The 25,284-nt window shown below is 32.2% G+C and carries 25 protein-coding genes; 14 read left to right on the forward strand and 11 right to left on the reverse strand.

Annotated features, from left to right (window positions below):
- Nucleotides 1-135: 135 nt before the first annotated feature.
- Together N5D90_RS01525 and N5D90_RS01530 are read right to left on the reverse strand one after the other, a co-directional pair.
- Nucleotides 136-1,917 carry an aminopeptidase P family protein gene (locus tag N5D90_RS01525; protein ID WP_280061346.1) on the reverse strand — a complete coding sequence of 594 codons (1,782 nt, stop codon included), beginning with the start codon at nucleotides 1,915-1,917 and terminating at the stop codon, nucleotides 136-138.
- Between the two features lie 108 nt (nucleotides 1,918-2,025).
- Nucleotides 2,026-2,799: a hypothetical protein gene (locus N5D90_RS01530; protein WP_280061347.1), complete on the reverse strand. Its 774-nt coding sequence runs from the start codon at nucleotides 2,797-2,799 to the stop codon at nucleotides 2,026-2,028.
- Between the two features lie 80 nt (nucleotides 2,800-2,879).
- Between N5D90_RS01530 and N5D90_RS01535 the strand changes: the two genes are divergently transcribed.
- The 4 genes from N5D90_RS01535 to rimO all read left to right on the forward strand — a co-directional run bounded on the left by N5D90_RS01535 (nucleotide 2,880) and on the right by rimO (nucleotide 7,183).
- Nucleotides 2,880-4,037 carry a class I SAM-dependent RNA methyltransferase gene (locus N5D90_RS01535; protein ID WP_221855924.1) on the forward strand — a complete coding sequence of 386 codons (1,158 nt, stop codon included), beginning with the start codon at nucleotides 2,880-2,882 and terminating at the stop codon, nucleotides 4,035-4,037.
- A gap of 5 nt (nucleotides 4,038-4,042) precedes the next feature.
- Nucleotides 4,043-4,477 (forward strand): DUF2750 domain-containing protein, encoded by a 435-nt coding sequence (locus tag N5D90_RS01540; protein WP_280061348.1) that lies wholly within the window; start codon nucleotides 4,043-4,045, stop codon nucleotides 4,475-4,477.
- Between the two features lie 6 nt (nucleotides 4,478-4,483).
- On the forward strand, nucleotides 4,484-5,521 hold the full coding sequence (locus N5D90_RS01545) for a glycosyltransferase family 2 protein (RefSeq protein WP_280061349.1): 1,038 nt from the start codon (nucleotides 4,484-4,486) through the stop codon (nucleotides 5,519-5,521).
- Between the two features lie 357 nt (nucleotides 5,522-5,878).
- On the forward strand, nucleotides 5,879-7,183 hold the full coding sequence (gene rimO / locus N5D90_RS01550) for a 30S ribosomal protein S12 methylthiotransferase RimO (protein ID WP_115000726.1): 1,305 nt from the start codon (nucleotides 5,879-5,881) through the stop codon (nucleotides 7,181-7,183).
- Nucleotides 7,184-7,236: 53 nt separating this feature from the next.
- On the opposite strand, the gene N5D90_RS01555 is transcribed toward rimO, so the two are convergent.
- The 4 genes from N5D90_RS01555 to N5D90_RS01570 all read right to left on the reverse strand — a co-directional run bounded on the left by N5D90_RS01555 (nucleotide 7,237) and on the right by N5D90_RS01570 (nucleotide 11,205).
- Nucleotides 7,237-7,368 carry a hypothetical protein gene (locus tag N5D90_RS01555; RefSeq protein ID WP_280061350.1) on the reverse strand — a complete coding sequence of 44 codons (132 nt, stop codon included), beginning with the start codon at nucleotides 7,366-7,368 and terminating at the stop codon, nucleotides 7,237-7,239.
- Nucleotides 7,369-7,453: 85 nt separating this feature from the next.
- Nucleotides 7,454-9,739: a GH92 family glycosyl hydrolase gene (locus N5D90_RS01560; RefSeq protein WP_280061351.1), complete on the reverse strand. Its 2,286-nt coding sequence runs from the start codon at nucleotides 9,737-9,739 to the stop codon at nucleotides 7,454-7,456.
- A gap of 89 nt (nucleotides 9,740-9,828) precedes the next feature.
- On the reverse strand, nucleotides 9,829-10,485 hold the full coding sequence (locus tag N5D90_RS01565) for a 3-oxoacid CoA-transferase subunit B (RefSeq protein ID WP_125350280.1): 657 nt from the start codon (nucleotides 10,483-10,485) through the stop codon (nucleotides 9,829-9,831).
- Nucleotides 10,486-10,491: 6 nt separating this feature from the next.
- Entirely contained in the window at nucleotides 10,492-11,205 is a 714-nt protein-coding gene (locus tag N5D90_RS01570; RefSeq protein WP_125350281.1) for a CoA transferase subunit A, read from the reverse strand.
- Nucleotides 11,206-11,354: 149 nt separating this feature from the next.
- On the opposite strand from N5D90_RS01570, the gene N5D90_RS01575 reads away from it, so the two are divergent.
- From N5D90_RS01575 to N5D90_RS01610, 8 genes are read left to right on the forward strand one after another with little or no spacing between them, the layout of a single operon-like run.
- Nucleotides 11,355-11,990 (forward strand): hypothetical protein, encoded by a 636-nt coding sequence (locus N5D90_RS01575; protein ID WP_180904552.1) that lies wholly within the window; start codon nucleotides 11,355-11,357, stop codon nucleotides 11,988-11,990.
- 20 nt (nucleotides 11,991-12,010) lie between these two features.
- Nucleotides 12,011-12,751 carry an intradiol ring-cleavage dioxygenase gene (locus tag N5D90_RS01580; RefSeq protein WP_280061352.1) on the forward strand — a complete coding sequence of 247 codons (741 nt, stop codon included), beginning with the start codon at nucleotides 12,011-12,013 and terminating at the stop codon, nucleotides 12,749-12,751.
- A gap of 6 nt (nucleotides 12,752-12,757) precedes the next feature.
- Nucleotides 12,758-13,564, forward strand: coding sequence for an intradiol ring-cleavage dioxygenase (locus tag N5D90_RS01585; protein WP_280061353.1), 807 nt, complete (start codon nucleotides 12,758-12,760; stop codon nucleotides 13,562-13,564).
- Entirely contained in the window at nucleotides 13,551-14,063 is a 513-nt protein-coding gene (locus N5D90_RS01590) for a hypothetical protein (protein WP_280061354.1), read from the forward strand. Before N5D90_RS01585 ends, N5D90_RS01590 begins: the two co-directional genes overlap by 14 nt.
- Nucleotides 14,056-15,096, forward strand: coding sequence for a sensor histidine kinase (locus tag N5D90_RS01595; RefSeq protein ID WP_280061355.1), 1,041 nt, complete (start codon nucleotides 14,056-14,058; stop codon nucleotides 15,094-15,096). The genes N5D90_RS01590 and N5D90_RS01595 overlap by 8 nt, the downstream gene beginning before the upstream one ends.
- Nucleotides 15,089-15,775 carry a LytTR family DNA-binding domain-containing protein gene (locus N5D90_RS01600; RefSeq protein ID WP_280061356.1) on the forward strand — a complete coding sequence of 229 codons (687 nt, stop codon included), beginning with the start codon at nucleotides 15,089-15,091 and terminating at the stop codon, nucleotides 15,773-15,775. Before N5D90_RS01595 ends, N5D90_RS01600 begins: the two co-directional genes overlap by 8 nt.
- A 12-nt stretch (nucleotides 15,776-15,787) precedes the next feature.
- Complete coding sequence (locus tag N5D90_RS01605) at nucleotides 15,788-16,699, forward strand: hypothetical protein (protein ID WP_280061357.1); 912 nt, start codon at nucleotides 15,788-15,790, stop codon at nucleotides 16,697-16,699.
- The gene (locus N5D90_RS01610) at nucleotides 16,699-17,307 is read left to right on the forward strand and encodes a class I SAM-dependent methyltransferase (protein ID WP_280061358.1); all 609 of its coding nucleotides are present in this window, start codon (nucleotides 16,699-16,701) and stop codon (nucleotides 17,305-17,307) included. Before N5D90_RS01605 ends, N5D90_RS01610 begins: the two co-directional genes overlap by 1 nt.
- Before the next feature lie 34 nt (nucleotides 17,308-17,341).
- Here the strand turns inward: N5D90_RS01610 and N5D90_RS01615 are convergent, their stop codons facing one another.
- The 4 genes from N5D90_RS01615 to N5D90_RS01630 all read right to left on the reverse strand — a co-directional run bounded on the left by N5D90_RS01615 (nucleotide 17,342) and on the right by N5D90_RS01630 (nucleotide 20,941).
- The gene (locus N5D90_RS01615; protein ID WP_038331764.1) at nucleotides 17,342-18,097 is read right to left on the reverse strand and encodes an acyl-CoA desaturase; all 756 of its coding nucleotides are present in this window, start codon (nucleotides 18,095-18,097) and stop codon (nucleotides 17,342-17,344) included.
- A 203-nt stretch (nucleotides 18,098-18,300) separates the two neighbouring features.
- Nucleotides 18,301-19,386 (reverse strand): NAD(P)-binding domain-containing protein, encoded by a 1,086-nt coding sequence (locus N5D90_RS01620; RefSeq protein WP_280061359.1) that lies wholly within the window; start codon nucleotides 19,384-19,386, stop codon nucleotides 18,301-18,303.
- 49 nt (nucleotides 19,387-19,435) lie between these two features.
- Nucleotides 19,436-20,299, reverse strand: a complete 864-nt coding sequence (locus N5D90_RS01625; RefSeq protein ID WP_280061360.1) for a hypothetical protein — start codon at nucleotides 20,297-20,299, stop codon at nucleotides 19,436-19,438.
- Nucleotides 20,300-20,941, reverse strand: a complete 642-nt coding sequence (locus N5D90_RS01630; protein WP_347881103.1) for a hypothetical protein — start codon at nucleotides 20,939-20,941, stop codon at nucleotides 20,300-20,302.
- Between the two features lie 391 nt (nucleotides 20,942-21,332).
- Here N5D90_RS01630 and N5D90_RS01635 point away from each other — a divergent pair, with 391 nt between their 5' ends.
- Entirely contained in the window at nucleotides 21,333-21,788 is a 456-nt protein-coding gene (locus N5D90_RS01635; RefSeq protein ID WP_280061362.1) for a DUF4442 domain-containing protein, read from the forward strand.
- A gap of 17 nt (nucleotides 21,789-21,805) precedes the next feature.
- Here the strand turns inward: N5D90_RS01635 and N5D90_RS01640 are convergent, their stop codons facing one another.
- Complete coding sequence (locus tag N5D90_RS01640; protein ID WP_280061363.1) at nucleotides 21,806-23,287, reverse strand: PLP-dependent aminotransferase family protein; 1,482 nt, start codon at nucleotides 23,285-23,287, stop codon at nucleotides 21,806-21,808.
- Between the two features lie 87 nt (nucleotides 23,288-23,374).
- Between N5D90_RS01640 and N5D90_RS01645 the strand changes: the two genes are divergently transcribed.
- Entirely contained in the window at nucleotides 23,375-25,234 is a 1,860-nt protein-coding gene (locus N5D90_RS01645; RefSeq protein WP_280061364.1) for a TonB-dependent siderophore receptor, read from the forward strand.
- The last annotated feature ends 50 nt before the right edge of the window (nucleotides 25,235-25,284 follow it).

Consider the following 25,284-nt stretch of genomic DNA (forward strand, 5'->3'; position numbering starts at 1 on the left):
TTTATGTGAAATAAAAAATCCTATTCGAAAGTGAATAGGATTTTTTTTGTAAGGCAGAATTTATTTTTAGCTTCTATATTTTTATTTCTAATTTTGAAACAAGTTCAGAATGAATTTTTGTTGAATAAAATTGATTTATTTAGAAATCGCTTCACATTTTTCTTTCAACCAAGCCGTTTCTTTTTCGTCTAAGAATGGAGAAATTTTCTCGAAAACAAATTGATGATAGTTATTTAACCAAGAAATTTCTTCGTTTGTCATTAAATTAACATCAATCAAATTTTTCTCAATTGGGGAAACTGTAATAATTTCAAACTTCAAGAAATCACCAAATTGAGTAGACATCGCTGGTTGAACAATCATTAGATTCTCGATTCTAATTCCGTATTCTCCATCGCGATACAAACCAGGCTCGTTAGAAAGCACCATTCCAGCTTTAAGTGGCGTTAAATTCTCCTCTAAACGAATACTTTGGGGACCTTCGTGCACACATAAGAAATGACCAACTCCGTGACCAGTTCCGTGACCATAATTGAAACCATTATCCCAAAGTGCTTTACGCGACAAAACATCTAATAAAGAACCACGAGAATTAACAGGAAAAATAGCTTCCGATAAACCAATATTTCCTTTTAGAACTAAAGTATAATCTGTTTTTTGTTGCGCCGTTGGTTCTCCTAACATCAATGTACGCGTAATATCTGTTGTTCCTTCCAAAAACTGAGCTCCAGAATCGATTAACAACATTTCTTTACATCCTAATGTATAAGCAGTTTCAGGTGAAGCAGAGTAGTGGTTCATTGCGCCGTGGTCTGCGTAACCACAGATTGTTCCGAAACTTGCACCTTTACAATTTTCCTGTTGCAAACGGAAAAATTTCAATTGCTCGTCGACTGTAACTTCGTTAATATTATTTTCGATATTTTCTTCTAACCACATGAAAAATTTAGTTAAAGCAACACCATCTTTTACCATAGCATTTCTGAAACCTTCTTGCTCGATTTCATTTTTAACAGATTTTAAGTTTGTTACTGGAGAAGCAACTAAATTAATTGTTGACGAAGCTGAAATTGCTTCGTATAATGACTGATTGATTCGATTTCCATCTACCAATACATGTGATTTTTCGTTCTGATTTTTTAAATAATCATATATCGCTAAATAAGGTTGAATTGTAATTCCTTCATTTACTAAAGCAGTTTTTGTTTCTGGAGTTACTTTTGCTTCATCTATAAATAAATACGCATTTTCTGTATCTACAACAGCATACGAAATGGTCAATGGATTATAGTTGACATCATTTCCACGAATGTTAAATAACCATGCAATTTCATCCAACGAATTCATGATATACACATTTGTATTCGCTTTTTTCATCTCATTGCGTACTTCCGAAATTTTTTCTGAAGCAGATTTTCCAGCAAATTTAACATCATAAATATAGAATGGATTCTCTGGTAAAGCAGGACGATCTTGCCAAGCTAAATCAATTAAATCAATATTTTTTACTGAAAGTTGATTGAATGAAAACTCATTAAAATTTTCTGCAAAAGCATTGTGTGCAAACATTTGAGGATTAAGTCCTACAACTTCTCCCTCTTTTAATTGAGAAATAATCCATTCATTAATTGAAGGAGTTTCTGGCATTCTCATTTTCATCAACTCAAAAGTTGTGTCTTTTAATTGATCTTCTGCCTGAATAAAATATCTCGAATCTGTCCAAACAGCCGCTTTTTCTAATGTAACAACTGCAGTTCCAGCCGATCCATTGAAACCTGAAATCCATGTACGCTCTTTCCAACGATTTGGTAAATATTCGCTTCCATGAGGATCTGTTCCAGGAATAATTGTTGCGCTAACTCCATTTTGTTTCATAACCTCTCTCAAAGCTGAAAGACGATCTGTGATTTTTTCCATTTTATATCGAATTCTAAAAAATTAAACTTTAATAGCCGAAAGGTACGAAGAATAGAGGTTTTATATTAAACAAAAGCATTATAAATATGATATTTATAATGTTTTTAATTATTTTGTGGTTTTAACCATTTCATTAAATTGATTTTTTAATATTTGGTTATCAGAATTCGCTACTTCTTGTTTTAGTTTATTCATTTTCTCATTATTTTTTGTTGAGAAGTAGAATTCGTATAGCTGAAAGAGTAGATCAAGATTATTAGGATATTTTTTTCTACCTTCTTCTAAAATCTTAATTGCAAATTGTCCATTTCCTAATTTATTTTCTACCCAAGATTTTAACAAATATCGATCAGATGAATTTGGAAAATATTTATCAAATTGTTCTGAAATTTGTTTTACATAAAATTCATTTTCTTTATTCTTAAAAGGTAACATATGTTTGATATATGGATAATAAACTCTTAACAATATATTTTCATCTGTTTTATTTGAATCATTAAGATTATACCAAATATTGTTATTTTTTTTAGTTTGTTTTAATAATCTATCAGAAGTATTTATAAAATTTTCATAGCTATTAATATAAAAATAAATAAAGGTAATCGTTGTAAAATAATCTATTCTATTAGGGTTAGATTCAATTAGTTTTTCCGAATAGTCTAAAGCTTTTTTTATTTCATTAAAATTTAAAGAAGTCAGCTGCTCATTTGAAATAGGAGTATAATTCTTAAAAAAGGTAGAAGTATCTTCAATCTTGAAATTCTTATTTAGTATTTCTTTTGTTTGATTTACATAATAATTTACACTATCCTGAGATAATTTTGTCTGAGCTTTAACAAGCATTACATTTCCTAAAAATAATAGTGTAAAGATTAATTTCATATTTGTGAATATTAAAAATCAAATATAGTTTATTCTAACTTCTCAATTTCCTTTATTTCCCGTACTTTTGTAAAAATTTTATTTCCTTGGAAAATTTCAGAATGATTGCGAAAACCTTTTTTGGTTTCGAAGAAATATTAGCGCAAGAATTAAAAGCGTTGGGTGCGGCAGATGTTAAAATTCAGAACCGAATGGTTGAATTTAATGGCGATTTAGGTTTCATGTACAAAGCAAATTACAGCTTGCGTACTGCACTTCGTATACAGAAGCCAATTCTTTCGTTTTCTGCGAAAAATGATCATCAATTGTACGAGAAATTCAAGAAATTCCATTGGGAAAATTATCTGAATGTTGATCAAACTTTTATGATTGATCCAACTGTACATTCAGATTATTTTACGCATTCGCATTACGCAGCGCTTAAAGTAAAAGATGCTATTGTAGATCGATTCAAAGAAAAAAATGGTCGTCGTCCAAGTATCGATAAAGATTTTCCAGATGTACGTTTCAACTTACATATTTCGCACGATAAAATTACGTTGTCGTTAGATTCTTCGGGAGAATCGTTGCACAAACGCGGTTATCGTGAAGAAACTGGTCCAGCTCCAATTAACGAGGTTTTAGCAGCAGGTTTGTTGTTGCAAGCGGGTTATGATGGAAAAGGAAATTACCTTGATCCGATGTGTGGTTCGGGAACAATGTTGATTGAAGCGGCGATGATTGCGAATAATATTCCGCCGCAAATTCATCGTAAGCATTTTGCTTTTCAGAATTGGCCAGATTATGACGAAACATTGTTTACACAAATTCGTAATACGCGTCTAAATCGAATCAAAGAATCTGAATATAAAATTGTTGGATACGAAATTTCTCCAATGATGGTAAAAATCGCGCAGATGAATATAAAATCTGCTGATTTAGAAGATTTCATTGAAGTGAGAAATCAAGATTTCTTTACATCTAAAAAGGAATTATTCCCAGTATTATTGGTGTTCAATCCGCCTTATGATGAGCGTATCGAAAACAATAACCAAGAATTTTACAAACAAATTGGTGACACGTTAAAATCGAGTTATCCAAATACATTGGCGTGGTTTATCACATCAGATTTACAAGCCAAAAAATATGTCGGTTTGCGTCCTTCGAAAAAGGTAAAAGTGTTTAACGGTAAGTTAGAATGCGACTTTTTACAATACGAAATGTACGAAGGAAGTAAAAAAACTAAAAATCAAAATTAAGAGAAGTGAGTCAATTTATAAAAGAAATTTGTCAAGATCAAAAAGTATATCTTTTAACTTCTGAAGAAGGTTTTGCTATTTCGTATTCGGAAGAATTTGAGTACGAAGATGGCTCTAATTTAGAGGTAATTTGCTTTTGGTCGAATACAGATTTAGCTGAAAAATCGAAACAAAATCAATGGGCAAATCATACTATTGATTCGATTGATTTGAATACTTTTTTAGAAGAATGGTTGTTCGGAATGATTGAAGAAGTTTCTTTGGTCGGAATTAATTTTGACGAAACTTCGAAAGGAGAGGAGCAAAGTCCATTGGATACTATTTTGGCAATTGTTCACGAATTGAAACAATCAAAATCGACTTTCAAATTGAATCATTTTAAGAGTTTAGATGAAATTCAGAAAGTGACATTAGAGTTGAAAGAATCATTCAATCAATAATATATTTTGGAAAAAGAAGATTTGCAACTTTCGATAATTATTGCCGTTTACGAACGTCAAGATGAATTGACAGAATTATTGTCAAGTTTAGCGAAACAAACGGATAAGTTATTCGAAATTATTATTGTAGACGATGGTTCTCAAAATAAATTGGATATAGTTTGTGCTAAATTTGAAACTCAATTAGATCTTCATTATTATTACAAAACAAATTCAGGTCCAGGAAAATCTAGAAATTTTGGAATGGAAAAAGCGAATGGAAATTATTTCATTTTCTTAGATTCTGATACGATTATTCCTTCGACTTATATTGAATCGGTTAAAAAAGAATTGACAAGCAATTTTGTTGATGCTTTTGGTGGTCCAGATGATGCAGATGATTCGTTTACAGATTTGCAAAAAGCAATTACTTTTTCGATGACTTCTTTTTTGACAACAGGAGGAATCAGAGGTGGAAAAAAGCAAATTGGTAAATTTCAGCCGCGCAGTTTCAACATGGGAATTTCTCGAAAAGCGTACGAAAAAACGGATGGTTTTGCGGATTTACGCGTTGGAGAAGATCCAGATTTATCGATGCGTTTATGGGAAAATGGTTTTGAAACACGATTATTTCAAGATTCGAAAGTGATTCATAAACGTAGAACTTCGTTAAAGAAATTTGCAAAACAAGTCTATCAATTTGGAGTTGCGCGCCCAATTCTTAATCAACGTCATCCTAATTATATCAAACCTACTTTTTGGTTTCCAAGTTTATTTTTTGTCGGAACTTTAGTTGCGTTTCTATTTCTATTGTTGAGTTTTATTCTTCCAAAACATCAATTTATTCTACAAATTCCATTTGTTTTGTGGTTAATTTATATGTTTTTGATTTTTATTTTCTCTACAATTCGTTTCAATTCTGCGGTAGTTGGTTTATTATCAATTCAAACAACTTTAATTCAATTTTTCAATTATGGTTACGGATTTTTAGAAAGTCAATTCAAGTTGAATATTCTTAAACAAAATCCTAAAAAGGCTTTTCCGAGTCATTATCATATCGATTAAATATAAAAAATAAAGGTCAAGATTTCTCTTGACCTTCTTAATTTCAAAGCATTGCTTTGACATCTAACTTAAAATACTAATAAGCTCAAATTTAACATTTATTGTTGAAATTAAACTATAAATAATTTGTTATATTTTGTTAATCAATTAGTTAAAATTAATTTTAATAATTATTATTAATGATAATAAAGTAATAGTTGATTAATTTTCTAAAATAGTTAGTTGTGTAGAAATCTATTCTATTTAAAGTTATTTAGGTTTAAAATTTTTTATTTTAACTATTTATACTTGTTCCATTCAATCTTTTCGGTCAGTTCTCTCAAATATTTCGTAATTTTGCAAACTTAAATTAGAGTAATGCGTACAAAATCGACTGGAAAAAAGAAAATTAATGTAATTACGTTAGGATGTTCTAAAAATGTATACGATTCTGAGGTGTTAATGGGACAGCTGAAAGCCAATGGGAAAGAGGTTGTACATGAACAATCTGGAGAAATTGTGGTGATTAATACTTGTGGTTTCATTGATAATGCAAAGGAGGAAAGTGTTGATACAATTTTAGATTACGTGCAACGTAAGGAAGATGGTTTGGTGGAAAAAGTTTTCGTGACAGGATGTTTGTCAGAGCGATACAAACCAGATTTAATTGAGCAAATTCCAAATGTTGACCAATATTTTGGTACGCGCGAGTTACCGTTATTGTTAAAAGCTTTAGGAGCAGATTATAAGCACGAATTGGTTGGAGAACGTTTAACAACAACTCCTCGTCATTATGCTTATCTTAAAATTGCAGAAGGTTGTGATCGCCCTTGCTCTTTCTGTGCAATTCCTTTGATGCGTGGAGGAAATGTTTCTCGTCCAATCGAAGATTTAGTTACAGAAGCTACTAAATTGGCAAAAAATGGAACGAAAGAATTGATTTTGATTGCGCAAGATTTAACGTATTATGGATTAGATATTTATAAAAAACGTGAATTAGCAACTTTATTAAAAGAGTTAGTGAAAATTGAAGGAATCGAATGGATTCGTTTGCATTACGCATTTCCAGCTGGTTTCCCAGAAGATGTTTTGGATGTAATTCGTGAAGAACCAAAAGTTTGTAATTATATCGATATTCCGTTACAACATATTTCAACAAAATTATTAAAATCAATGCGTCGTGGAACAACACACGAAAAAACGAATGCTTTGTTAGCTGCAATGCGTACAAAAGTTCCAGATATGGCGATTCGTACAACGTTAATTTGCGGTTATCCAGGTGAAACGGAAGAGGATTTCCAAGAAATGAAAGCGTGGGTACAAGAACAAAAATTTGATCGTTTGGGATGTTTTACATATTCTCATGAAGAAAATACACATGCTTATAATTTGGAAGATGATGTTCCTGAAGAAGTGAAACAACAACGTGTTGAAGAAATTATGGAAATTCAATCTCAGATTTCATACGATTTGAATCAAGAAAAAATTGGAAAACAATTTAGAGTAATGATTGATCGCAAAGAAGGAGAGAATTTTATTGGACGTACAGAATATGATTCACCAGACGTTGATAACGAAGTTTTGATTTCTGCAATTGATACCTATTTACCAGTTGGTGATTTTGTAAATGTAGAAATTATCGAAGCTTACGAATTCGATTTAATTGGAAAAGTAATTGATTAATCAAATTTAAATATAACAAAAAACCACTTCTAATGAAGTGGTTTTTTTTATGCTTAATTTTTTGCGTTATTGCGACGTTTTTTCTTTAAACGATTCGTTTGAACTAATTGTTTATGTCTTGGATCTTTTAATTTATCCACTAAAACTTGTAAATGATTTTCTTCTTTTTTTGCCTTTTTAGCCATTTTTCTTGGTTTTAAATTTGATTTAAATTAATCATTATTCCTTAAGTAGTCAAACATATTTGCTTAATTATAAAATATTTAACGTTTATTTTTTAGGTTTATCGCCCATGTAGAACGTTATTTTTCCACCGCTTACAATGTCAAAATGATTCAAATTAAAAGATGAATAAGTTTTTCCATTTAACTCAATTTTTTGGATGTAAACATTCTTCTTCGATTGATTTTTCACGTCAATTTCAAATTGTTTTCCATTTTCCAAATTCAATATAGCGTGATCAACTAACGGACTTCCAATTGCGTAATCTGTCGATCCTTGTTGAACGGGATAAAAACCTAAAGCACTAAAAATATACCACGCACTCATTTGTCCTGTATCATCATTTCCGCCCAAACCATCAGGCGTTGGCTTGTATTGCATATCCAAAATCATTCTGATTTTTTCTTGAGTCTTCCACGCTTGTCCCGCCCAATTATATAAATATGCAACATGGTGTGCCGGCTCATTTCCATGAACATAACCTCCGATTATACCTTCACGCGTAATATCTTCTGTATCTGCAAAATATTCGTCAGGTAAATGCATCGTAAATAATTCGTCCAATTTTGCTCCAAACTTCTTTTTTCCACCCATTGCTTCAATTAATCCATTTGGATTTTGAGGAACAAAAAAGCTAAAATTCCACGAATTTCCTTCAATAAAACCTTGTCCATGTGTATTTAATGGATCAAATTCTTTCTTGAAACTTCCATCCGCTAAACGAGGACGCATAAATCCAACCGAAGAATCGTAATTGTTTTTCCAATTTTCAGAACGCTTCATAAATGTTTCGTATACATCCATTCGATTCAATTTTTTAGCCGCTTGCGCAATCGACCAATCATCGAAAGCATATTCTAACGTATTCGAAATTGATGTTCCATTTTTCTCTGCTGGAATATAGCCTTTGTCGATATAATCGCCAATTCCTTCATAATCACGTTTATTTGCTGTGACAATGCACGCATCCAAAGCTGCATTTGTATCTCCGTTGTAAACGCCTTTTACAATCGCATCTGAAATTACCGTAACCGAATGGTAGCCACTCATACACCAGTTTTCGTTGGCATAATGCGACCAAATTGGCAACATTTTGATTGGATTTTGCTCATAATGTTTCATCATCGATTTTACCATATCATTGTTGCGTTTTGGCTGAATGATATTGAACAACGGATGCAATGCACGATAGGTATCCCAAAGCGAAAAAGTGGTGTAATTTGTAAAATCTTTGGCTTGATGAATTTCTTGATCCAAACCTTTGTATTGCCCATTCACATCCATATAAGTTGTCGGATTGATGAAGGTATGATACATCGCTGTGTAGAAATTTATTTTATCATTTTCTGAAGCTTTAATCTGAATTCGATTTAATTCTTTGTTCCAATTTTCTTTTGCTTCATTACGCACTTGTTCAAAATTCCAATGTGGAATTTCTGTTGTCAAATTTTCTAACGCATTGGTTTGACTGACTGGAGAAATCGCAAATTTAATCTTTACTTTTTCATCTTTTTCTGTATCAAAATCAAAATACATTTTGATCTTTTTTCCTTCAATTAAAGGAAAATTCTGCGTTTCGTTCCATTTACGCCAAAAGCCTTTATAATCAACTTGTCCGTCTTCATTTTTTTGTCCATAATTTTTGAATGGTTTTGAAAAAGTCATCGCAAAATAAACTGTTCTATTTCTTGCCCAACCACGTGTTTGTCTATAACCTGTAATCAATGTATCATTCACCACGCGAACATATGTCCATGTATTTTTGTCATCGTAATTATAAATTCCAGCATTCAAATCCAAAATAATATGTGAATCAACCGATTTTGGAAATGTATATTGATGAAAACCAACTCGAGTAGAAGCGGTCATTTCTGCCCAAATATTGTAATCATTCAATTTCACTTTGTAATATCCCGCTTCGGCAGTTTCATTTTGATGTGAAAATCTAGAACGATAACCACTCTCAGGATTTTGAGCAGTTCCGGGATTCAGTTTTAATTTTCCAACGGTAGGCATAATCAAAAAATCACCCAAATCAGAATGTCCTGTTCCATTAAAATGTGTATGACTAAATCCAGTTATTGTTTTATCTTCAAAACGGTAACCCGCACAATAATCATAAACTTTTGGATTGTATTTGTGATTGACAGCATAAGGAATAGAATCCGTTTCGGGGCTTAATTGTACAGCGCCAAAAGGAACAGTTGCGCCAGGGAAAGTGTGTCCCATTTTTTCTGTTCCAATCATAGGATTGACGTATTTCACTAAATTCGGTTGCTGTGCAAAAGCAAGAGAATTGAATGAAAGTAGAGCGATTACTAATTTTGTTTGCATCGATTTTTAAGTATTAATTTGAATAAAGTTAAACAAATCGAGCATAAAAAAAGGAAAGCTTTTCAACTTTCCTTTCTAATCTTTATTTTTTATAAAATCATTTCTGGAATTTCTCCTTCAATAATTAATTTTCCTTCGGTTGCATTTTTGATGTCTTCCACAGAAATTCCAGGTGCTCGTTCCAATAATTTGAAACCACCTTCTGGTAAGACTTCTAAAACAGCTAATTCAGTCACGATTTTTTTGACACATTTTATTCCAGTCAAAGGAAGTGTACATTCTTTCAGAAGTTTAGATTCTCCAGCTTTGTTCACATGTTGCATCGCTACAATAATATTATCAGCCGAAGCAACCAAATCCATTGCGCCTCCCATTCCTTTCACCATTTTTCCAGGAATTTTCCAGTTGGCAATATCACCATTTTCCGAAACTTCCATTGCACCAAGAATTGTTAAATTGATTTTTCGTGCGCGAATCATTCCAAAACTCATTGCCGAATCAAAGAAAACTGAACCTGGTAAAGTTGTAATCGTTTGTTTACCCGCATTGATAAAATCAGGATCCTCTTCACCTTCGACAGGAAAAGGTCCCATTCCTAATAATCCATTCTCTGATTGTAATACAACGTTTACATTTTCGGGAATATAATTGGCAACCAACGTCGGAATTCCAATCCCTAAATTCACATAAAATCCGTCTTGTACTTCTTTTGCAATACGTTTTGCAATTCCATTTTTATCTAACATTTTTTCTTATGATTTAGGTTGAACAGTTCTATTTTCGATACGTTTTTCGTATTTCGCACCTTGAATAATTCGATTGACATAAACGCCAGGCGTATGAATTTGATTTGGATCTAATTCTCCAATTTCTACCAATTCTTCCACTTCGGCAATTGTAATTTTTCCGCACATAGCAGCCGGATGATTGAAATTTGCAGTTGCACCACGGAAAACTAAATTCCCTGCAGTATCACCTTTCCACGCTTTTACAATTGCAAAATCAGGCTCGAAAGCATATTCTAACAAATATTCTTTTTCGATTCCGTGAAAGGTAAATTTTCTGATTTCTTTTCCTTCAGCGACTTCAGTTCCAACTCCAGCAGGCGTATAAATTGCAGGCATCCCATAACCAGCAGCCATCAAACGAGTAGCTAAAGTTCCTTGCGGAATCAATTCAACTTCTAATTCACCCGAAAGCATTTGACGTTCAAATTCTGCATTTTCTCCAACATAAGAAGAAATCATTTTTTTGATTTGTCGTCCTTGTAATAATAATCCTAAACCAAAATCATCTACACCAGCATTATTACTGATACACGTAAGATTATTGATTTTTTTGTCCACTAAACCTTGAATAAGATTTTCGGGAATTCCAGAAAGTCCAAAGCCTCCAACAGCCAGCGTCATTCCGCTTTCGACACCTTGTAGTGCTTCTTCGATGCTGTTTACTTTTTTGTTTATCATTTTTGTTGTGTTTGATCGTATAAATTCTATTGCTAAAGATAAATAAAATCGAATCATAATTCAATTAACCTACAAAAATCTTGGGTTAACCTCTAAAATTTAGTTGAATTAACATGATAAATTACATTTGTTTCAAGATAATATGAAGTATGATAAAGTTGTGTAAAGCCGAGAATCGAAATTTATTTGAGAATAAATATATCAGAATTAATGCATTAAATGATGATAATTCTATTTCTGATTTTGCTTTTATTGATGATGTTGCTGTGAATGGTCAAGGTACTTATCAAAAAGTGATCAAGGAAAGCGGTTATTTGATTTTGTTACCTTTGATGAATAATATTCGCTTGAATATGAATGGTTTTAATTGGAAAATTGAAGTCAATCAATCGTTTATTTATTATTTAGAAAAAGGAACCATTATCGATATCGAAGGCGAATACAGTAACGATTATTCGTATTTCTATTCGTTGTTTTTAGTGAAAGAAAAACAGCAAATTGCTAAAATGATTGTTCCAATTGATTTTGAACGAGAAAATAGATTAGAGAAAATTATTCGCCATGATTTGTTTAATGTCTTTTTAGGAAAATTTGATTTGAGAAGAGAATCAGAAATACCAATGAAAAAAGTTGAAAGAAATTGGTTAGTTATTTCGTTAACAGGGATTTTTGAGATTCATAATCGTTTAATCGAATCGAGAGATTTATTGGAAATTAAGTCAGATGAACACGTCGAATTTGAATCGTTGAGCGAAAATTCTTTGTTAATGGTAATTGATTACTAATGCTATAAATATATAACAAAATGAAAAGAAAAGATTTTATCAAAAATAGTTTGGGTTTATTGGGCGCAAGTTTAATTGTTCCGAAAGTTATATCGTCTTGTTCGAGCGATGATGCAATAAATGATGTTTCGACTTCAACAACAGAAGGTGGAACCAATCAGTCTTGTACCGTTTGGCCAACCGAAACAGAAGGACCTTTTCCGACAAAAACTCCGTCGAGTTATATGAGAAGTGATGTAAAAGGCGACCGAACGGGTGTTGATGCGACGATAGAAATTGTGGTGCAAAATGCGAGCAATAATTGTTCTGCTGTAGAAGGAATTATCGTTGATATTTGGCATTGCGACAAAGATGGAAATTATTCTCAATATGGAGGAACGCAAATGCAACAAACCAATTATCAATCCTATAATTTCTTGAGAGGTAGACAAATCACCGATTCTGAAGGAAAAGTGAAATTTACAAGTATTTTTCCGGGATGGTATTCAGGTCGTGCAACGCATATTCATGTGCATATTTACAACGCAAATGGCGTTTCGATAAAAGTGACACAAATCGCTTTTCCAGAAGGTACAAGTAGTGCAGTTGCAACGGTGAATTCGGCTTCGTCTTATGGTTATACAAAAGGCTTGACGGGTTATACATATAATGCAAAGGATAATGTTTTTAGTGATGATAAAGAAGGGTTACAAATAGCAACTGTTTCAGGAAGTTTGAGTGCTGGATACACCATTTCATCCAATATTAAAGTTGCAATTTAAAAGAAAATGGAAAGAAAAGATTTTATAAAAAATAGTTTAGGATTATTAGGAGCAAGTTTAATTGTTCCAAAAGTGTTGATGAGTTGCAAAGACTCTAATGTTGTAAATGATTGTGAAGTATGGGCCTCTGAAACAGAAGGTCCATTTCCTACAAAAAAGCCAGAAGATTTTTTATCAAAAAATATAAAAGGCGATCGAACAGGAGTAGAGGCGACAATCAAAATTAATGTAACCAATGTTGATGAAAGTTGCCAACAATTAATAGGCGCGATTGTTGATATTTGGCATTGTGATAAAGATGGAAATTATTCGCAATATGGCGGAATGCGAATGCAACCAACCGATTATAAATCGTATAAATTTTTGAGAGGTAGGCAAGTAACCGATGAAAATGGAAATGTTGAATTCAATTCTATTTTCCCAGGTTGGTACGAAAGTCGTGCAACGCATATCCATGTTCATATTTACGATCAGAAAGGAAAATCATTAAAAGTAACGCAAATTGCTTTTCCTGAAGGTGAAAATTCTGCTGTAAAAATTGTAAATTCAGCTAAAGAATATGGTTATACAAAAGGTTTGACAGGTTATACGTACAATGAGAATGATAATGTTTTTTCGGATGATACAGACGGAAATCAATTGGCAAAAGTGAGCGGAAGTTTAGAAAAAGGATATACAATTGAAGCAAATATTGTAATTTCTACAGAAAATATAGAGGAAGCAAAAGAGCCAATGGGCGGAGGACCAGGAATGCCACCACCTCCAGATGGAATGCCTCCTTTTGATAGAAAACCAAAAGATGAAAACAATTAAAAAAGTTCAGTTTGCTTATCGTTTAGTGATTGATGCTTCGACAACGTCAATTTGGGAGAAATATGTTTTTGATGCGACGTACAAAGAGTATTATTTGCAAGAGCAACTTTATCAGCAAGAAACGAATAAAGTAGAAACTTTTCGAGAATTGATGCGCCAAAATAAAAAAGCTGGGCAATTGCATTATTTGGTGGGAATGGCGGCGATTCCGTATATCGAACAATTGGAAGGAAATTTGTATCAAATCACAGATAATTTGAACAAAACCCACCTTAATTTTGTAGATTTCGAGTTGGATATTCTAAATTCATCTAATCAAAATCACGCAAATCACAAGGTTGCGCTTACGTTTTATACCAAACAATATTTTTATTTTGGAGAAGTGAACAATCATTATTTAATTTCTTCGGATGAAGAATTAAAAACTAATATCAAAACATTGATGATTCCAAATAGACAACATTTTTCTATTGTTTCAATTGAATTAGAAAATGAATAAAGTAAAAATTACAAAGAGAGAAATCGTTATTTTCAGCATAGTTTCAATCATATTTCTATTGATTCCATTTATTGCTGCGCCAAATTTTTCGAGCGATCAATCTATTTTCAAAACTGGTTTTTTCAAGCGAATGCTTTTCGAAAATATCTTGTTGTTAGTGTTCTTTTTGGTGAATTATTTTGTGTTAATTCCAAAATTATATTTTCAGAAACGTTATTTTTTCTACATCATTATTCTCATCATTTTCTTTTTTGTGGTGTACAAATTTCCAGAATGGGCATTTCATTTTAATAAAATGCCTCCGAAAAAGCCACCTTTTGATCGTTTTGAGCCTCGAAAACCGCCTCGTGATTTTATGATGTGGAGCCCGAAAATTATTATGTTCTCGATGATGGCGATTGTTTCGCTTTTTATTCGACAAAATAAACGTTTTCAGGAAATGAAAAATGAGAAACAATTGTCGGAAATTGCTTATTTGAGAGCGCAAATTAATCCACATTTTTTGTTCAATACGTTGAATAATATTTATGCTTTAACGCTTCAAAAGTCAGATTCTGCTTCAGATGCGGTAATGAAATTATCTAAAATGATGCGATTTGTGGTTTCAGATTCTTCCAAAGATTTTGTGCCATTGCAACAAGATTTAGATTATATCAAGAATTATATTGAGTTGCAAAAATTGAGATTAACGCACAAAGAATCTGTTATTTTTGAGGTTGAAGGAAATCCTGCGGATTTAAGAATTTCGCCATTAATTTTAATTAATTTTATCGAAAATGCGTTCAAATATGGTGTGATTGATGAAGCCTCGGATCCTGTTATTATTTCGATAAAAGTTGAGCAACAAACATTATTTTTGAACGTAGAAAATACCATTTCGAAAGAGGTAAATCCTGAAACTGAAAAAAGTGAAATTGGTTTGAAAAACACGAAAAAGAGATTAGAATATTTTTATACAAATCATTATAAATTAGCTCTTTACAATGATTTATCTAAATTTAGTGTTGAACTAAAAATTTTCTTGAATGATTAAAGTAATTGCAATAGATGATGAGCCGTTGGCATTGATGGTCATCGAAAATTATTGTTCGAGAAATGAACATGTTGAGTTAGTGAAAACTTTCTCCAATTTGAAAGATGCACAGAAATATATCAATCAATTTCCGATCGATTTGATGTTTTTGGATATTCAAATTTCGCGTACAAATGGAATGGAATTTTACAAAAATATGGAGAAGAAAATTCCCGTTATTTTTACCACAGCTTTTGCCGAATATGCGGTTGATGGTTTCAATGTTGCGGCGATTGATTATTTGTTGAAGCCAATAGATTACGATAGATTTGAGGAATCAGTAAACAAAGCGGTGTTGATTTTAGTGGATAAAAAACTGAATGAAGACAAAGAGTTTTTGACGATTCGAGCTGATTATAAACTGAATAAAATCGCCTACGATGAAATTGATTTTATCGAAGGTTTGGACGATTATGTAAAAATTCATCTCGAAAACGGCAAACGAATTACAGCTCGAATATCGATGAAATCTATCTTAGAAAAACTGCCCGATCAACTTTTTGTGCGTGTTCATCGATCTTATATTGTTTCGATAAAAAAAGTGATATCAATTCAAAATAAAGTCTTATATTTGAAAGACGAAGAAATTCCGATTGGCGAAACGTATAAAAATGTCATTCTAGAGTTTTTCAAAGTTTAAGTTGTTAGGAAAATGGAAAAAAAAGTGATTAGTCGATTTATCGTAAACATTTTTTTTTCCAATTTTTTTTTAATTCTACTTTCTATTGCGCTCAATATCGAGACGAATATCAAAATTGGTTTACCTTTTAATTCGATTGCGTATTATGCTTTTATTAGCACCATTACTGTATTGTTTTATTTGTACGCCTACAGAATTCCAAAATCTTTAAAATCATCTAGTAATCCCAGAACTCAGTTTTACATTACGCATCGTAAATCTGTTCGTATTTATACCTTTATTTTAGCTGTAATCGCTTTAATTTCTGGAATTATTTTAGCGATAAATTGTTTACCGAATTACGAAATATTAACTTGGAAATGGTTGACTGTCTTATTTTTTACGACAGTTTTATCTTTTGGCTATTATGATTTCAAATTAGGTATTTCGTTGCGTAAAACGATGTTGTTAAAGCCATTTTTAATTGGCTGGACTTGGGCAATTACAACCGTTTTTTTACCTGTTTTATTTTTGATGTTGAAGAATGAAACGCATTATGTGATTGATGCAAAATTCTATTTTCTATTTTCTCAAACCTTTATGTATTGCGTTGTGAATGCGATTTTGTTTGATTTGAAAGATTATGAAGATGATAGTAACCGAAACTTAAAAACCTTTGTTGTAAAATATGGTTATCATTTTACGTTGAACCGCATTATTTTACCTTTAATATTTCTAGGATTTTTGAGTTTTGTAATCTTCGGAATATGGTATGGATTGCCGCTTCACCGCATTTTGTTTATGTTAATTCCGATTGTTTGTTTAGCTATTTTTGCCTTTAAACTCAATCGTCCAAAAGCCATTTTATATTATTTAATTGCAATCGATGGAATGATTTTATTGAAAGCAATTTGTGGAATTTTAAGCGTAATTTTATTCGAATAATGAACTACAATTTTATCGCGCCATATTATCATTCGTTGAGCCAGTTGATTTTTTTGAATCGTCAACATCAGGCTCATTTTGTGATTTTGAAACATTTGAAAGAGAATGATAAAATCTTGTGGGTTGGAGGAGGAGCAGGAAAATTTATCGCTGAAATAGAAAAATTAAATCTAAAATTGGACATAGATTATGTTGATTTTTCTTCGAAAATGATTGATTTAGCCCAAAAAGAAAAGACGTCGAATTTAAACATCAATTTTATTGTTGCAGATATTTTTGATTTCGAAACGGATAAAAAATATGATGTGGTGATGACAACTTTTTTGTTTGATCATTTTAATCAACCTAAAGCAGAAGAATTATTTAACCAATTAAATTCGTATTTGAAAATAGGAGGATTGTGGTTTTATGTTGATTTTGTACAAAATCAGAAAGGTTGGCAAAAAAGTGTAACGAATGTGATGTTGAGCTTCTTTAGAATTGTTATTGGTTTGGATATTTCTCAGTTACCTAAAATGAAACAAAGTTTTATGTTGTATTTGAAAATCGTCGAACATAAATTCTTTTTCAAGAAATATATAGAAAGTATTGTTTATCAAAAGAAATAAAAAAAGCGATTCAATAATTTGAATCGCTTTCATTTTACATATAATCGGTGTCTAATTTACCTTTTTTGAACTGAATAATATTCAGTTTATTCATTGCCCAAATGCATGGATACATTGGATCGAATTCCCATTTCTTAACCGCGAAATTAGGACGTCCACCAAATTTATGGTGATTGTTATGTAAACATTCTCCCCACATTAACCAGTCAATCGGCATTAAGTTTGTCGAAGTATCTCCAACATCGTAATTGCGATAACCTAATTTGTGTGAAAACCAGTTGATGATTACACCATGTAGAGGGCTCATTAAAACTTGCATCGGGATGAATACAAAATACGTCCATAGTGGTGCATCAACAGCAACATAAATTAATATGTAAATGATTACCCAAGCTAAACGTACAGCATTATTTCCTGCAAATCTATCCCAAGAACGCCAAGAAGGAACGCCTTTTTTGAATTTTTCTAAAACTTGTGTTTTATCGTGATCGATTTCATTGTAAACAATACGAGTTCTCCACATCATCGCAAAGAAATTTGGATCATATTGTGGCGAATGTGGATCTTTTTCTGTGTCGGCATACGCGTGGTGATGTCTGTGCATAACCCCGTATGTGTAGGGACTTAGATAAGATGAACCTTGAAAAATCCACGCTAAAACGTGAAAGATTTTTTCCCAAGCTCTTGACATCGTAAACATTGCATGTGATGCATATCGGTGATGAAAAAAAGTTTGGAAAAATAAAGAAGCATACCAATGTATAACAAAGATAATGATTACTGCTGTCATTACTAATTTTAAATTTTTACAAATATAATCGTTAGGATTGTGAATTCCACTAATTAAAATCATAGAACTCATAAAATTATTGATTATTTATAATGAAAAAAGTTAATTTTAATCTGCTCTAATCAAATAAATTATCCATTTAATATTAGATTTTTATATGTAATTATTTAATACTAAATACGTTGATTAAATAAATGTTAAAGTTATAAACCTAAATAAACAATTATTTCTCTTGCAACAGCTGCGCCGGCTCTATTTGCACCAATTGTAGAGGCAGATGGACCGTATCCCGTTAAATGAATTCTTGGATCTTTAGCAACTTGTGTAGCTAATTTTCCACTCATTTCGATTCCGCCTTTCTCATTTTGTAAATGAAGAGGATCAAGATGATCCAAACTATGTCGAAAACCAGTATTCCAGAAGATTACATCAGCATTTAATACCGTTCCGTCGTTCCATTTAACGCCTGTTTCTATAATTTCATCAAACATTGGTTTGCGATCTAAAACATCTGTATGTAACAAACTTTCGATTGCAGGCGTGATAGGTAAACCGGTAACAGACACCACCGATTGAGTAGGTAATCCTTCTCTCACGCGTTTATCTACCATTGCTACGGCTTCTCGTCCTAATTCTTCGGTGAATTTGTTATCTCTAAAATCGGGCGGTCTTCTTGTTACCCAAGTTGTTTCGGTAACTTTTGAGATTTCGCCTAATAATTGAACGGCAGAAATTCCACCTCCCACAATAATCACATGTTGCCCAATAAATTCTTTGGCATTTTTATATTGATTGGTATGCAATTGTCTTCCTTCAAACTTTTCGATTCCAGGATAATGAGGAATATTAGGAGTTTTCCAGGTTCCTGTTGCATTTACAATTCCTCTCGCACTAAATTGAACACCATTTGTTCGGATAAGAAATCGACCATTATTTTCTTCTACTTTATCAACGCGCAATGGTCTAATGATGGGAAAATCATATTCTTTTTCATACTTTTCGTAATAAGCAGGAACAGCTTTATTTGCTTGCAATTCCTTGTCTTGTATATGCACAGCTTCGGCAAAAGTCAAGCCTGGTAAATCATTAATTCCGTTCACCGTACTCAATGTCAACGAATCCCATCTATGTTGCCAAGCGCCGCCAGCATGTGGTTCGTCATCTAAAATCACAAAACCTTTTCCAGGTTTTATTCCTCTTTTTTTGAGATGATAAGCTGCAGACAAACCAGCTTGTCCAGCTCCAATCACAACGATATCAACTTTGTAAAATATTTCTGAATGATTCATTTTATAAAGCTAATTAAAACTATTTGTAAATTTATGTGAAGAAATCGTTTTATTTGGGTTTCTTCCGAATGCGATATATAAATTGCGAAACTTTACATCCCCAAAGTTTTAGGGTTTGAATTGCTTGTAAATGATTATCTTTTTCTTTTACAATTAATTGATCGGTAAACGAAGAAATAAATTGAGCCCAATAATTGTGTTTAGCATCATTCAATAAAAAATAGAAACCAGCATCGCCAAATTGTTTTCCGCTCGAATCTAAAATCAATTCATTTTCAAGACCAACAGTTGGTTTCATAATAACTGTTGCATTGCCTTTTGGTAGAGGAAAAACAGCTTTGATACAGGTTTTACCAGAAGGAAGTGTACACGTTCCGTAAATACCAGAATAAATCACTTTGCCTGAATTTTTGAATTTTCTCAACCAAATGGTATAAATAACTTTGTTGCTTTGCGGATGATTTAGCGTAATGATTTCATTTATTAAATCTTCGGATTGTGCAATATTTTTTGTTGGAATATTTAATTGATTAATCCGTTGACTAAATAAACGATTGACCAAATAACCAAAAAAAGAAAAATAAGGATTCCATTTTACATTGAATTCTAAATTATAATCTGAGGTAGCTTCATAAAAATCAATCACCTTTTTTGATAGATTTTCGAGCTGATCATCAGTTAAATTCAATTCATGAATAGAAGTTAATAAGCCTTTTGAAGTTGAATTTCGAGTAATAATAAAATTCTCTTTTTTCGCTAATTGATATATAAAATCTTCACCAATTCCGTTCAATTCACCGAAAGGAGCAATCAACCACGAATAATCGTTTTGATTAATTTTTCTTCCCCAAAGAATTACCCATTGTTGTGTAAACCAATCCTGAAATTTTTGCATTGTAAAAGCTAAATTCATCTAAATATTTTCATTATTAGGAAGAAAAGAATTGCAATTATTCCATTGTCCATGTTCAGAAATTGGTTTAAAACGAAGTGTTGTAAATTCAAAATGAAAATCCTTTCGATTACGCTCTTTCATTGCGTTAGCATGTCTTTTTGGGTCAGGCATTTTGCTATGTCCATTCACCATATACGTCATTTCTGATTGAGATTTCCAAATCGAAAATGTCGAAATAATATTGGGATATCGAATAGAAGCCAACGAAAGTGTAGTGCCTTTGTGATCTCGAACTAATTTCTCGACAGGTCTTCCCCAGCGTAGAAAACGAGGAATCTCTGTGTATTTCATTCGTGCAATTGTTACCGCAACAACAGGCTCATTTTTTCTGTTTTCCTCCATTTCTTCTGTCGGAATTTGAAAACCAGAAATATTTCCCCATTGTCTCAAAAAATCTAATCGAACATGCCATCCTTTCGCTAAAAGTTTTCCGTGAGAATTATTTTTTAAAAAGTTTTCTAAAGATTTTTCATCTTCCCATTGCGCAAATACAACAATAGTTTGATTAAAAATCCTCGTTTTTGAAAAAATAGGAGAACCTAATTTCATTGCAGACATCGTTTCAGCATATATTAATCCAATAATCTTATTTGTTTTCAAAGGAAAAAGCATCAATTTAAAGGCTTGAAAATAGCTAAGCTTTGCGATATGATAAGAGAAAACATTCATCTATGCAAAATACTATTTTAAAAATGAAAAGGATAAACTAAAACAAACTATTTTTTAGAATTGTACTATGTAAAATATAAAAAGTATTTGGTTTGAGGGGAAGTTTACAGATTAATGATTTTAGATGTGAAAAGAAAGGTAAGTCTAAGTCTGAGATTAAGCGATGTCTAAATCAAAAGAAAATTGAAATTCTCTGTTACGCTGAAAAATGAAGTTTTATACTATTTTCTATTTTAGATGAACATTCAACTATAATTATAGAAAATAAGTCAAATAAAACGTTTACATTTATTTCTATTAACCCTTTTGATCAATTAATAAGATGAACAAAGAACTTTTTAAAAATATATTGACAACTCAAATTCCGATTGCATGGATTGCGGGTGTTCGTTTGGAGTCGTGGGAAGAAAATAAAGTTTCGACACGCGTAAAATATGGATTCCTTAATCAAAATCCATTCAAAAGTATGTTTTGGGCAGTGCAAGGAATGGCGGCAGAATTTTCTTCTGGTTTGATGGCAAATGCTAAGATTTCGAAATCGGGAGAAGATGTTTCGATGTTGGTTTTGGGAATGCAATCGAAGTATTTGAAGAAAGCTGTTGGTAAAATTGTATTTACTTGCGAAGATGGAGAAAAAATAGATGAGGCTATAAAAGAAGCGATCGAAACGAAAAAAGGTGTATCGCTAAATGTGACAAGTAGAGGCGTAGATGAGGAAGGAGATGTTGTTTCAGAATTTGAATTTACGTGGACATTCAAGTTGAGAGATAAAAAATAAAATATAAAAGCTGAAATTTATTCAGCTTTTTTTGTGATTTCTTGTTTCAAAATTGAAACCACTTCATCTATTTCTTCAAAATTTAGATGTGCAAATCCAAGGCGAATTCCAGTTTGATGTTGGGTTTGATATAAAATTGTTTGCGGAATAAACAATTCATTTTTTGCGCAATTTCGTTTTAATTCCATCAAATTTATAGGTTGATTAAAATTAATCCAAACCGCTAAACCTCCATTTGGATTCGTAAAACTGATCAAATCATTTAATTCAGTTTTTAATTTTTGACAATAATAATCGCGTCGCTCTCGATAAGTTTTACGATGTTTTTTTAGAATTCGATTAATTTCGCCTTCGCTAATCATTTCACCTAAAACTTGCTCGATAAATGGATCAACTTGCTGATCAAGGATAGACAAGTGTTTCTTCGCTTCGAGAATTAGATTTTTGGGTGCGACAATAAATCCAATTCGGTAACCTGGTGCAAGATAATGACCAAATTTTCCGGTGTAAATAACCATTCCATTTTGATCCGAACTTGCCAACGGTAAAATAGGATGATTGCTATAATGGAAATCAAAATCGTAATCATCTTCCACAATTGCAAACCCAAATTCCTGCGAAAGTTGTAGTAATTCAACCCTTCTTTGCGAACTTAGCGTAACCGTTGTCGGATAGTGGTGATGTGGCGTAACATATACAATTCGTATCGGAAATTGCTCGCACAATCTTCTTAAATCATCCGTGTCAATTCCAAATTCATCCGTTTTTATTTGTTTGATTTTAGCAAATTGGGTCTGAAAAATCATGTTACTTTTATAATAACTTAAATTTGCAACCGCCACAACATCATTTTGTTTTAGTAGAATTTCAGCAATCAGAAAAAGTGAAATTTCTGAACTTCTCGTTACCAAAATATTCTCTTTCGAAATATGTAATCCTCTCGTTAAATTGAGATAATTGGCTAAATTCTTCAAAAAGTACTCATTTTTAGACTGATTTACTTTCGAAATTGACGTTTTTCGTTTTAAAATAGCTGAATATAATTTAGCTGGAAGTTTCAGTTCTGTTAACCGATGATCGATTGTTCCATCCGTTAAATATAAGCGTTGATTGAAACTTTCGTACGGATTATCCAAAAGTATCGATTGTTCGAATTGAAAACCCGTTTTATCAGGATACAAATTGATTGAAAATTGCTTTGGAACAATGGTTTTCTGAAACTTTTGAGAAGATTGACTCAGTACATAACTTCCTTTATTTGGAACGATTTCTATCCAACCTTGAGCTTCAAGTTCTTGAAAACTATTGACTATTGTATTGCGATGAAGATTCAGAATTTCGCTTAATTGCCTTGTACCAAGCAATTTTGTTCCACTCGGAATATAACCTAATTGTATTGCTTTAGCCAGTTGATTCGCTAATTGAAGATAAATCGGTGTATCGGAATTACGTTCGATTTCGATAAAACTTTTGTATGGTATTTCAGCCGGACTATTCATTATTTATAAACTGGTATATTCTGATAGGTCGGAAAGGTACTACTTTCGCATCAGATTTAACTCAATTAATTAAATAATTAGTCAAAAATGAAGAAGATTACTATGGTATTGTGTTTAGCTGCACAAAGTATTTTTGCACAAAATGCGAATGATACCATTGCGATAGGAGAAGTTTCTATTTTAGATAACCGTCTGAATACGCCACTTTCTAAAGAAAATAGAAACATTTATGTGTTAAGTAAATCAGAAATAAACAAATTACCTGCACGCTCTTTGCAAGATGTGTTGCAGTATGCATCTGGAATAGATTTGCGTCAACGAGGACCGTTTGGAACGCAAGCTGATATTTCGATGGATGGCGGAAGTTTTGAGCAAACGTTGATTTTGTTGAATGGTGTAAAAATAATGGATCATCAAACGGCTCATAATGCGCTAAATCTTCCCATTCCATTAGAAGCGATCGACAGAATTGAGGTGGTGCGTGGTCCGGCTGCTCGTGTTTATGGAAATAATAGTTTGACAGGTGTTATTAATATTGTAACGCGTCAACCAAAGAAAACGGGCGTTTATGCGAATACCTATTTTGGAACAAATTTTAAGAAAGATACCGAAGATACTGGCGATACCTACACTAGTAGAGGTGTGCAGCTTGGTGCGAATTTGGCAAAAGAAACGCATCAACATCAACTGTATGTGAGCCATGATTGGGGAAATGGATACCGATACAATACGGCTTACGAGAACAATAAATTGTATTATCAAGGGAACTTTCAGTTTGATGATGCCAATAGTTTAGTTGCTTCGTATGGTTATGTGAAAAATGGATTTGGAGCAAATGGTTTTTATGCATCTCCGGGTGATAAAAATTCGAAAGAATTGGTTGAAACAACTTTAGTTAACATTCAATCAAAGCATCAATTATCGGATCGAATTACCTTAGCGCCACGAGTGAGTTATCGTTACAATTTTGATGATTATCGCTATTATAAAAACGATTTGAATAAAGCTCGTTCTCTGCATTATTCAAATTCTATTTCGGGAGAAGTAAACTCGACGTACCAATTGAATAAAGGGCAAATTGGAGTAGGAGTTGAATACCGAAATGAGCAAATATCATCGACAAGTATCAAAAATCATACACGCGATAATGTTGGATTTTATGCGGAATATAAAACGGACGTTACTCCAAAACTGAATGTAAATGTCGGAACGTATGTTAACTATAATTCGCAATATGGTTGGCAAGCATTTCCAGGAATTGATGCGAGTTATGCAGTAAATTCGAACTTGAAATTGATGGTAAATGCAGGTACAAGTCAGCGAATTCCTTCGTTTACAGATTTGTATTTGGATCAACGACCAGGAAATATAGGAAATGCAAATGTAGAATCTGAGAAGGCTTTTCAAACAGAAATTGGATTCAAATATAACAAGAGAAATTGGACGTTTAATGCCTATTATTTTTATCGTTCGATCACAGATTTTATCGATTGGGTACGTTTAACATCTAATGAACCTTGGGAAGCGCAAAACTTTGGAGATTTAAAAACGAATGGATTTAATACGAAGGTTTCGTACTTAGCAAATCTTTCTGCGAACCAAAGTTTGAAGTTTTCTTTGAGCTATTCTTATCTTGATCCTGAGTTTAAAAATGTCGATGATCAATACAATTCTAAATATAAAATAGAAAGTTTAAAACATCAGTTAATCAATACAATAGATTATACAATCGGAAGAACTACTTTAAGTATTGCGAATCGTTACAATACACGTCAATCGTATAAATCTTATTGGATTACTGATGCAAGAATTAATCATTCATTCAAAAATAATTTGAGTATTTATTTTGATGCACAAAACATTTTTAACACAACATATAACGAAGCTGGAGCAATTCCGTTACCAACAACTTGGATGAGTTTAGGAATTAAGTTTACTGGAATTTAAATGATGACAAACATTTAACATTCTCTTTAATAGTTTATATTATAAATGCG

It is taken from the genome of Empedobacter sp. GD03797 (genome assembly GCF_029842105.1).
Lineage (GTDB): Bacteria > Bacteroidota > Bacteroidia > Flavobacteriales > Weeksellaceae > Empedobacter > Empedobacter falsenii_C.

Coding starts and splice junctions, on each gene's coding strand:
- N5D90_RS01525 (WP_280061346.1), bottom strand. CDS start 1,917: ATGGAAAAAATCACAGATCGTCTTTCAGCTTTGAGAGAGGTTATGAAA.
- N5D90_RS01530 (WP_280061347.1), bottom strand. CDS start 2,799: ATGAAATTAATCTTTACACTATTATTTTTAGGAAATGTAATGCTTGTT.
- rimO (WP_115000726.1), top strand. CDS start 5,879: ATGCGTACAAAATCGACTGGAAAAAAGAAAATTAATGTAATTACGTTA.
- N5D90_RS01555 (WP_280061350.1), bottom strand. CDS start 7,368: ATGGCTAAAAAGGCAAAAAAAGAAGAAAATCATTTACAAGTTTTAGTG.
- N5D90_RS01560 (WP_280061351.1), bottom strand. CDS start 9,739: ATGCAAACAAAATTAGTAATCGCTCTACTTTCATTCAATTCTCTTGCT.
- N5D90_RS01565 (WP_125350280.1), bottom strand. CDS start 10,485: ATGTTAGATAAAAATGGAATTGCAAAACGTATTGCAAAAGAAGTACAA.
- N5D90_RS01570 (WP_125350281.1), bottom strand. CDS start 11,205: ATGATAAACAAAAAAGTAAACAGCATCGAAGAAGCACTACAAGGTGTC.
- N5D90_RS01575 (WP_180904552.1), top strand. CDS start 11,355: ATGATAAAGTTGTGTAAAGCCGAGAATCGAAATTTATTTGAGAATAAA.
- N5D90_RS01580 (WP_280061352.1), top strand. CDS start 12,011: ATGAAAAGAAAAGATTTTATCAAAAATAGTTTGGGTTTATTGGGCGCA.
- N5D90_RS01585 (WP_280061353.1), top strand. CDS start 12,758: ATGGAAAGAAAAGATTTTATAAAAAATAGTTTAGGATTATTAGGAGCA.
- N5D90_RS01590 (WP_280061354.1), top strand. CDS start 13,551: ATGAAAACAATTAAAAAAGTTCAGTTTGCTTATCGTTTAGTGATTGAT.
- N5D90_RS01595 (WP_280061355.1), top strand. CDS start 14,056: ATGAATAAAGTAAAAATTACAAAGAGAGAAATCGTTATTTTCAGCATA.
- N5D90_RS01600 (WP_280061356.1), top strand. CDS start 15,089: ATGATTAAAGTAATTGCAATAGATGATGAGCCGTTGGCATTGATGGTC.
- N5D90_RS01605 (WP_280061357.1), top strand. CDS start 15,788: ATGGAAAAAAAAGTGATTAGTCGATTTATCGTAAACATTTTTTTTTCC.
- N5D90_RS01610 (WP_280061358.1), top strand. CDS start 16,699: ATGAACTACAATTTTATCGCGCCATATTATCATTCGTTGAGCCAGTTG.
- N5D90_RS01615 (WP_038331764.1), bottom strand. CDS start 18,097: ATGACAGCAGTAATCATTATCTTTGTTATACATTGGTATGCTTCTTTA.
- N5D90_RS01620 (WP_280061359.1), bottom strand. CDS start 19,386: ATGAATCATTCAGAAATATTTTACAAAGTTGATATCGTTGTGATTGGA.
- N5D90_RS01625 (WP_280061360.1), bottom strand. CDS start 20,299: ATGAATTTAGCTTTTACAATGCAAAAATTTCAGGATTGGTTTACACAA.
- N5D90_RS01635 (WP_280061362.1), top strand. CDS start 21,333: ATGAACAAAGAACTTTTTAAAAATATATTGACAACTCAAATTCCGATT.
- N5D90_RS01640 (WP_280061363.1), bottom strand. CDS start 23,287: ATGAATAGTCCGGCTGAAATACCATACAAAAGTTTTATCGAAATCGAA.
- N5D90_RS01645 (WP_280061364.1), top strand. CDS start 23,375: ATGAAGAAGATTACTATGGTATTGTGTTTAGCTGCACAAAGTATTTTT.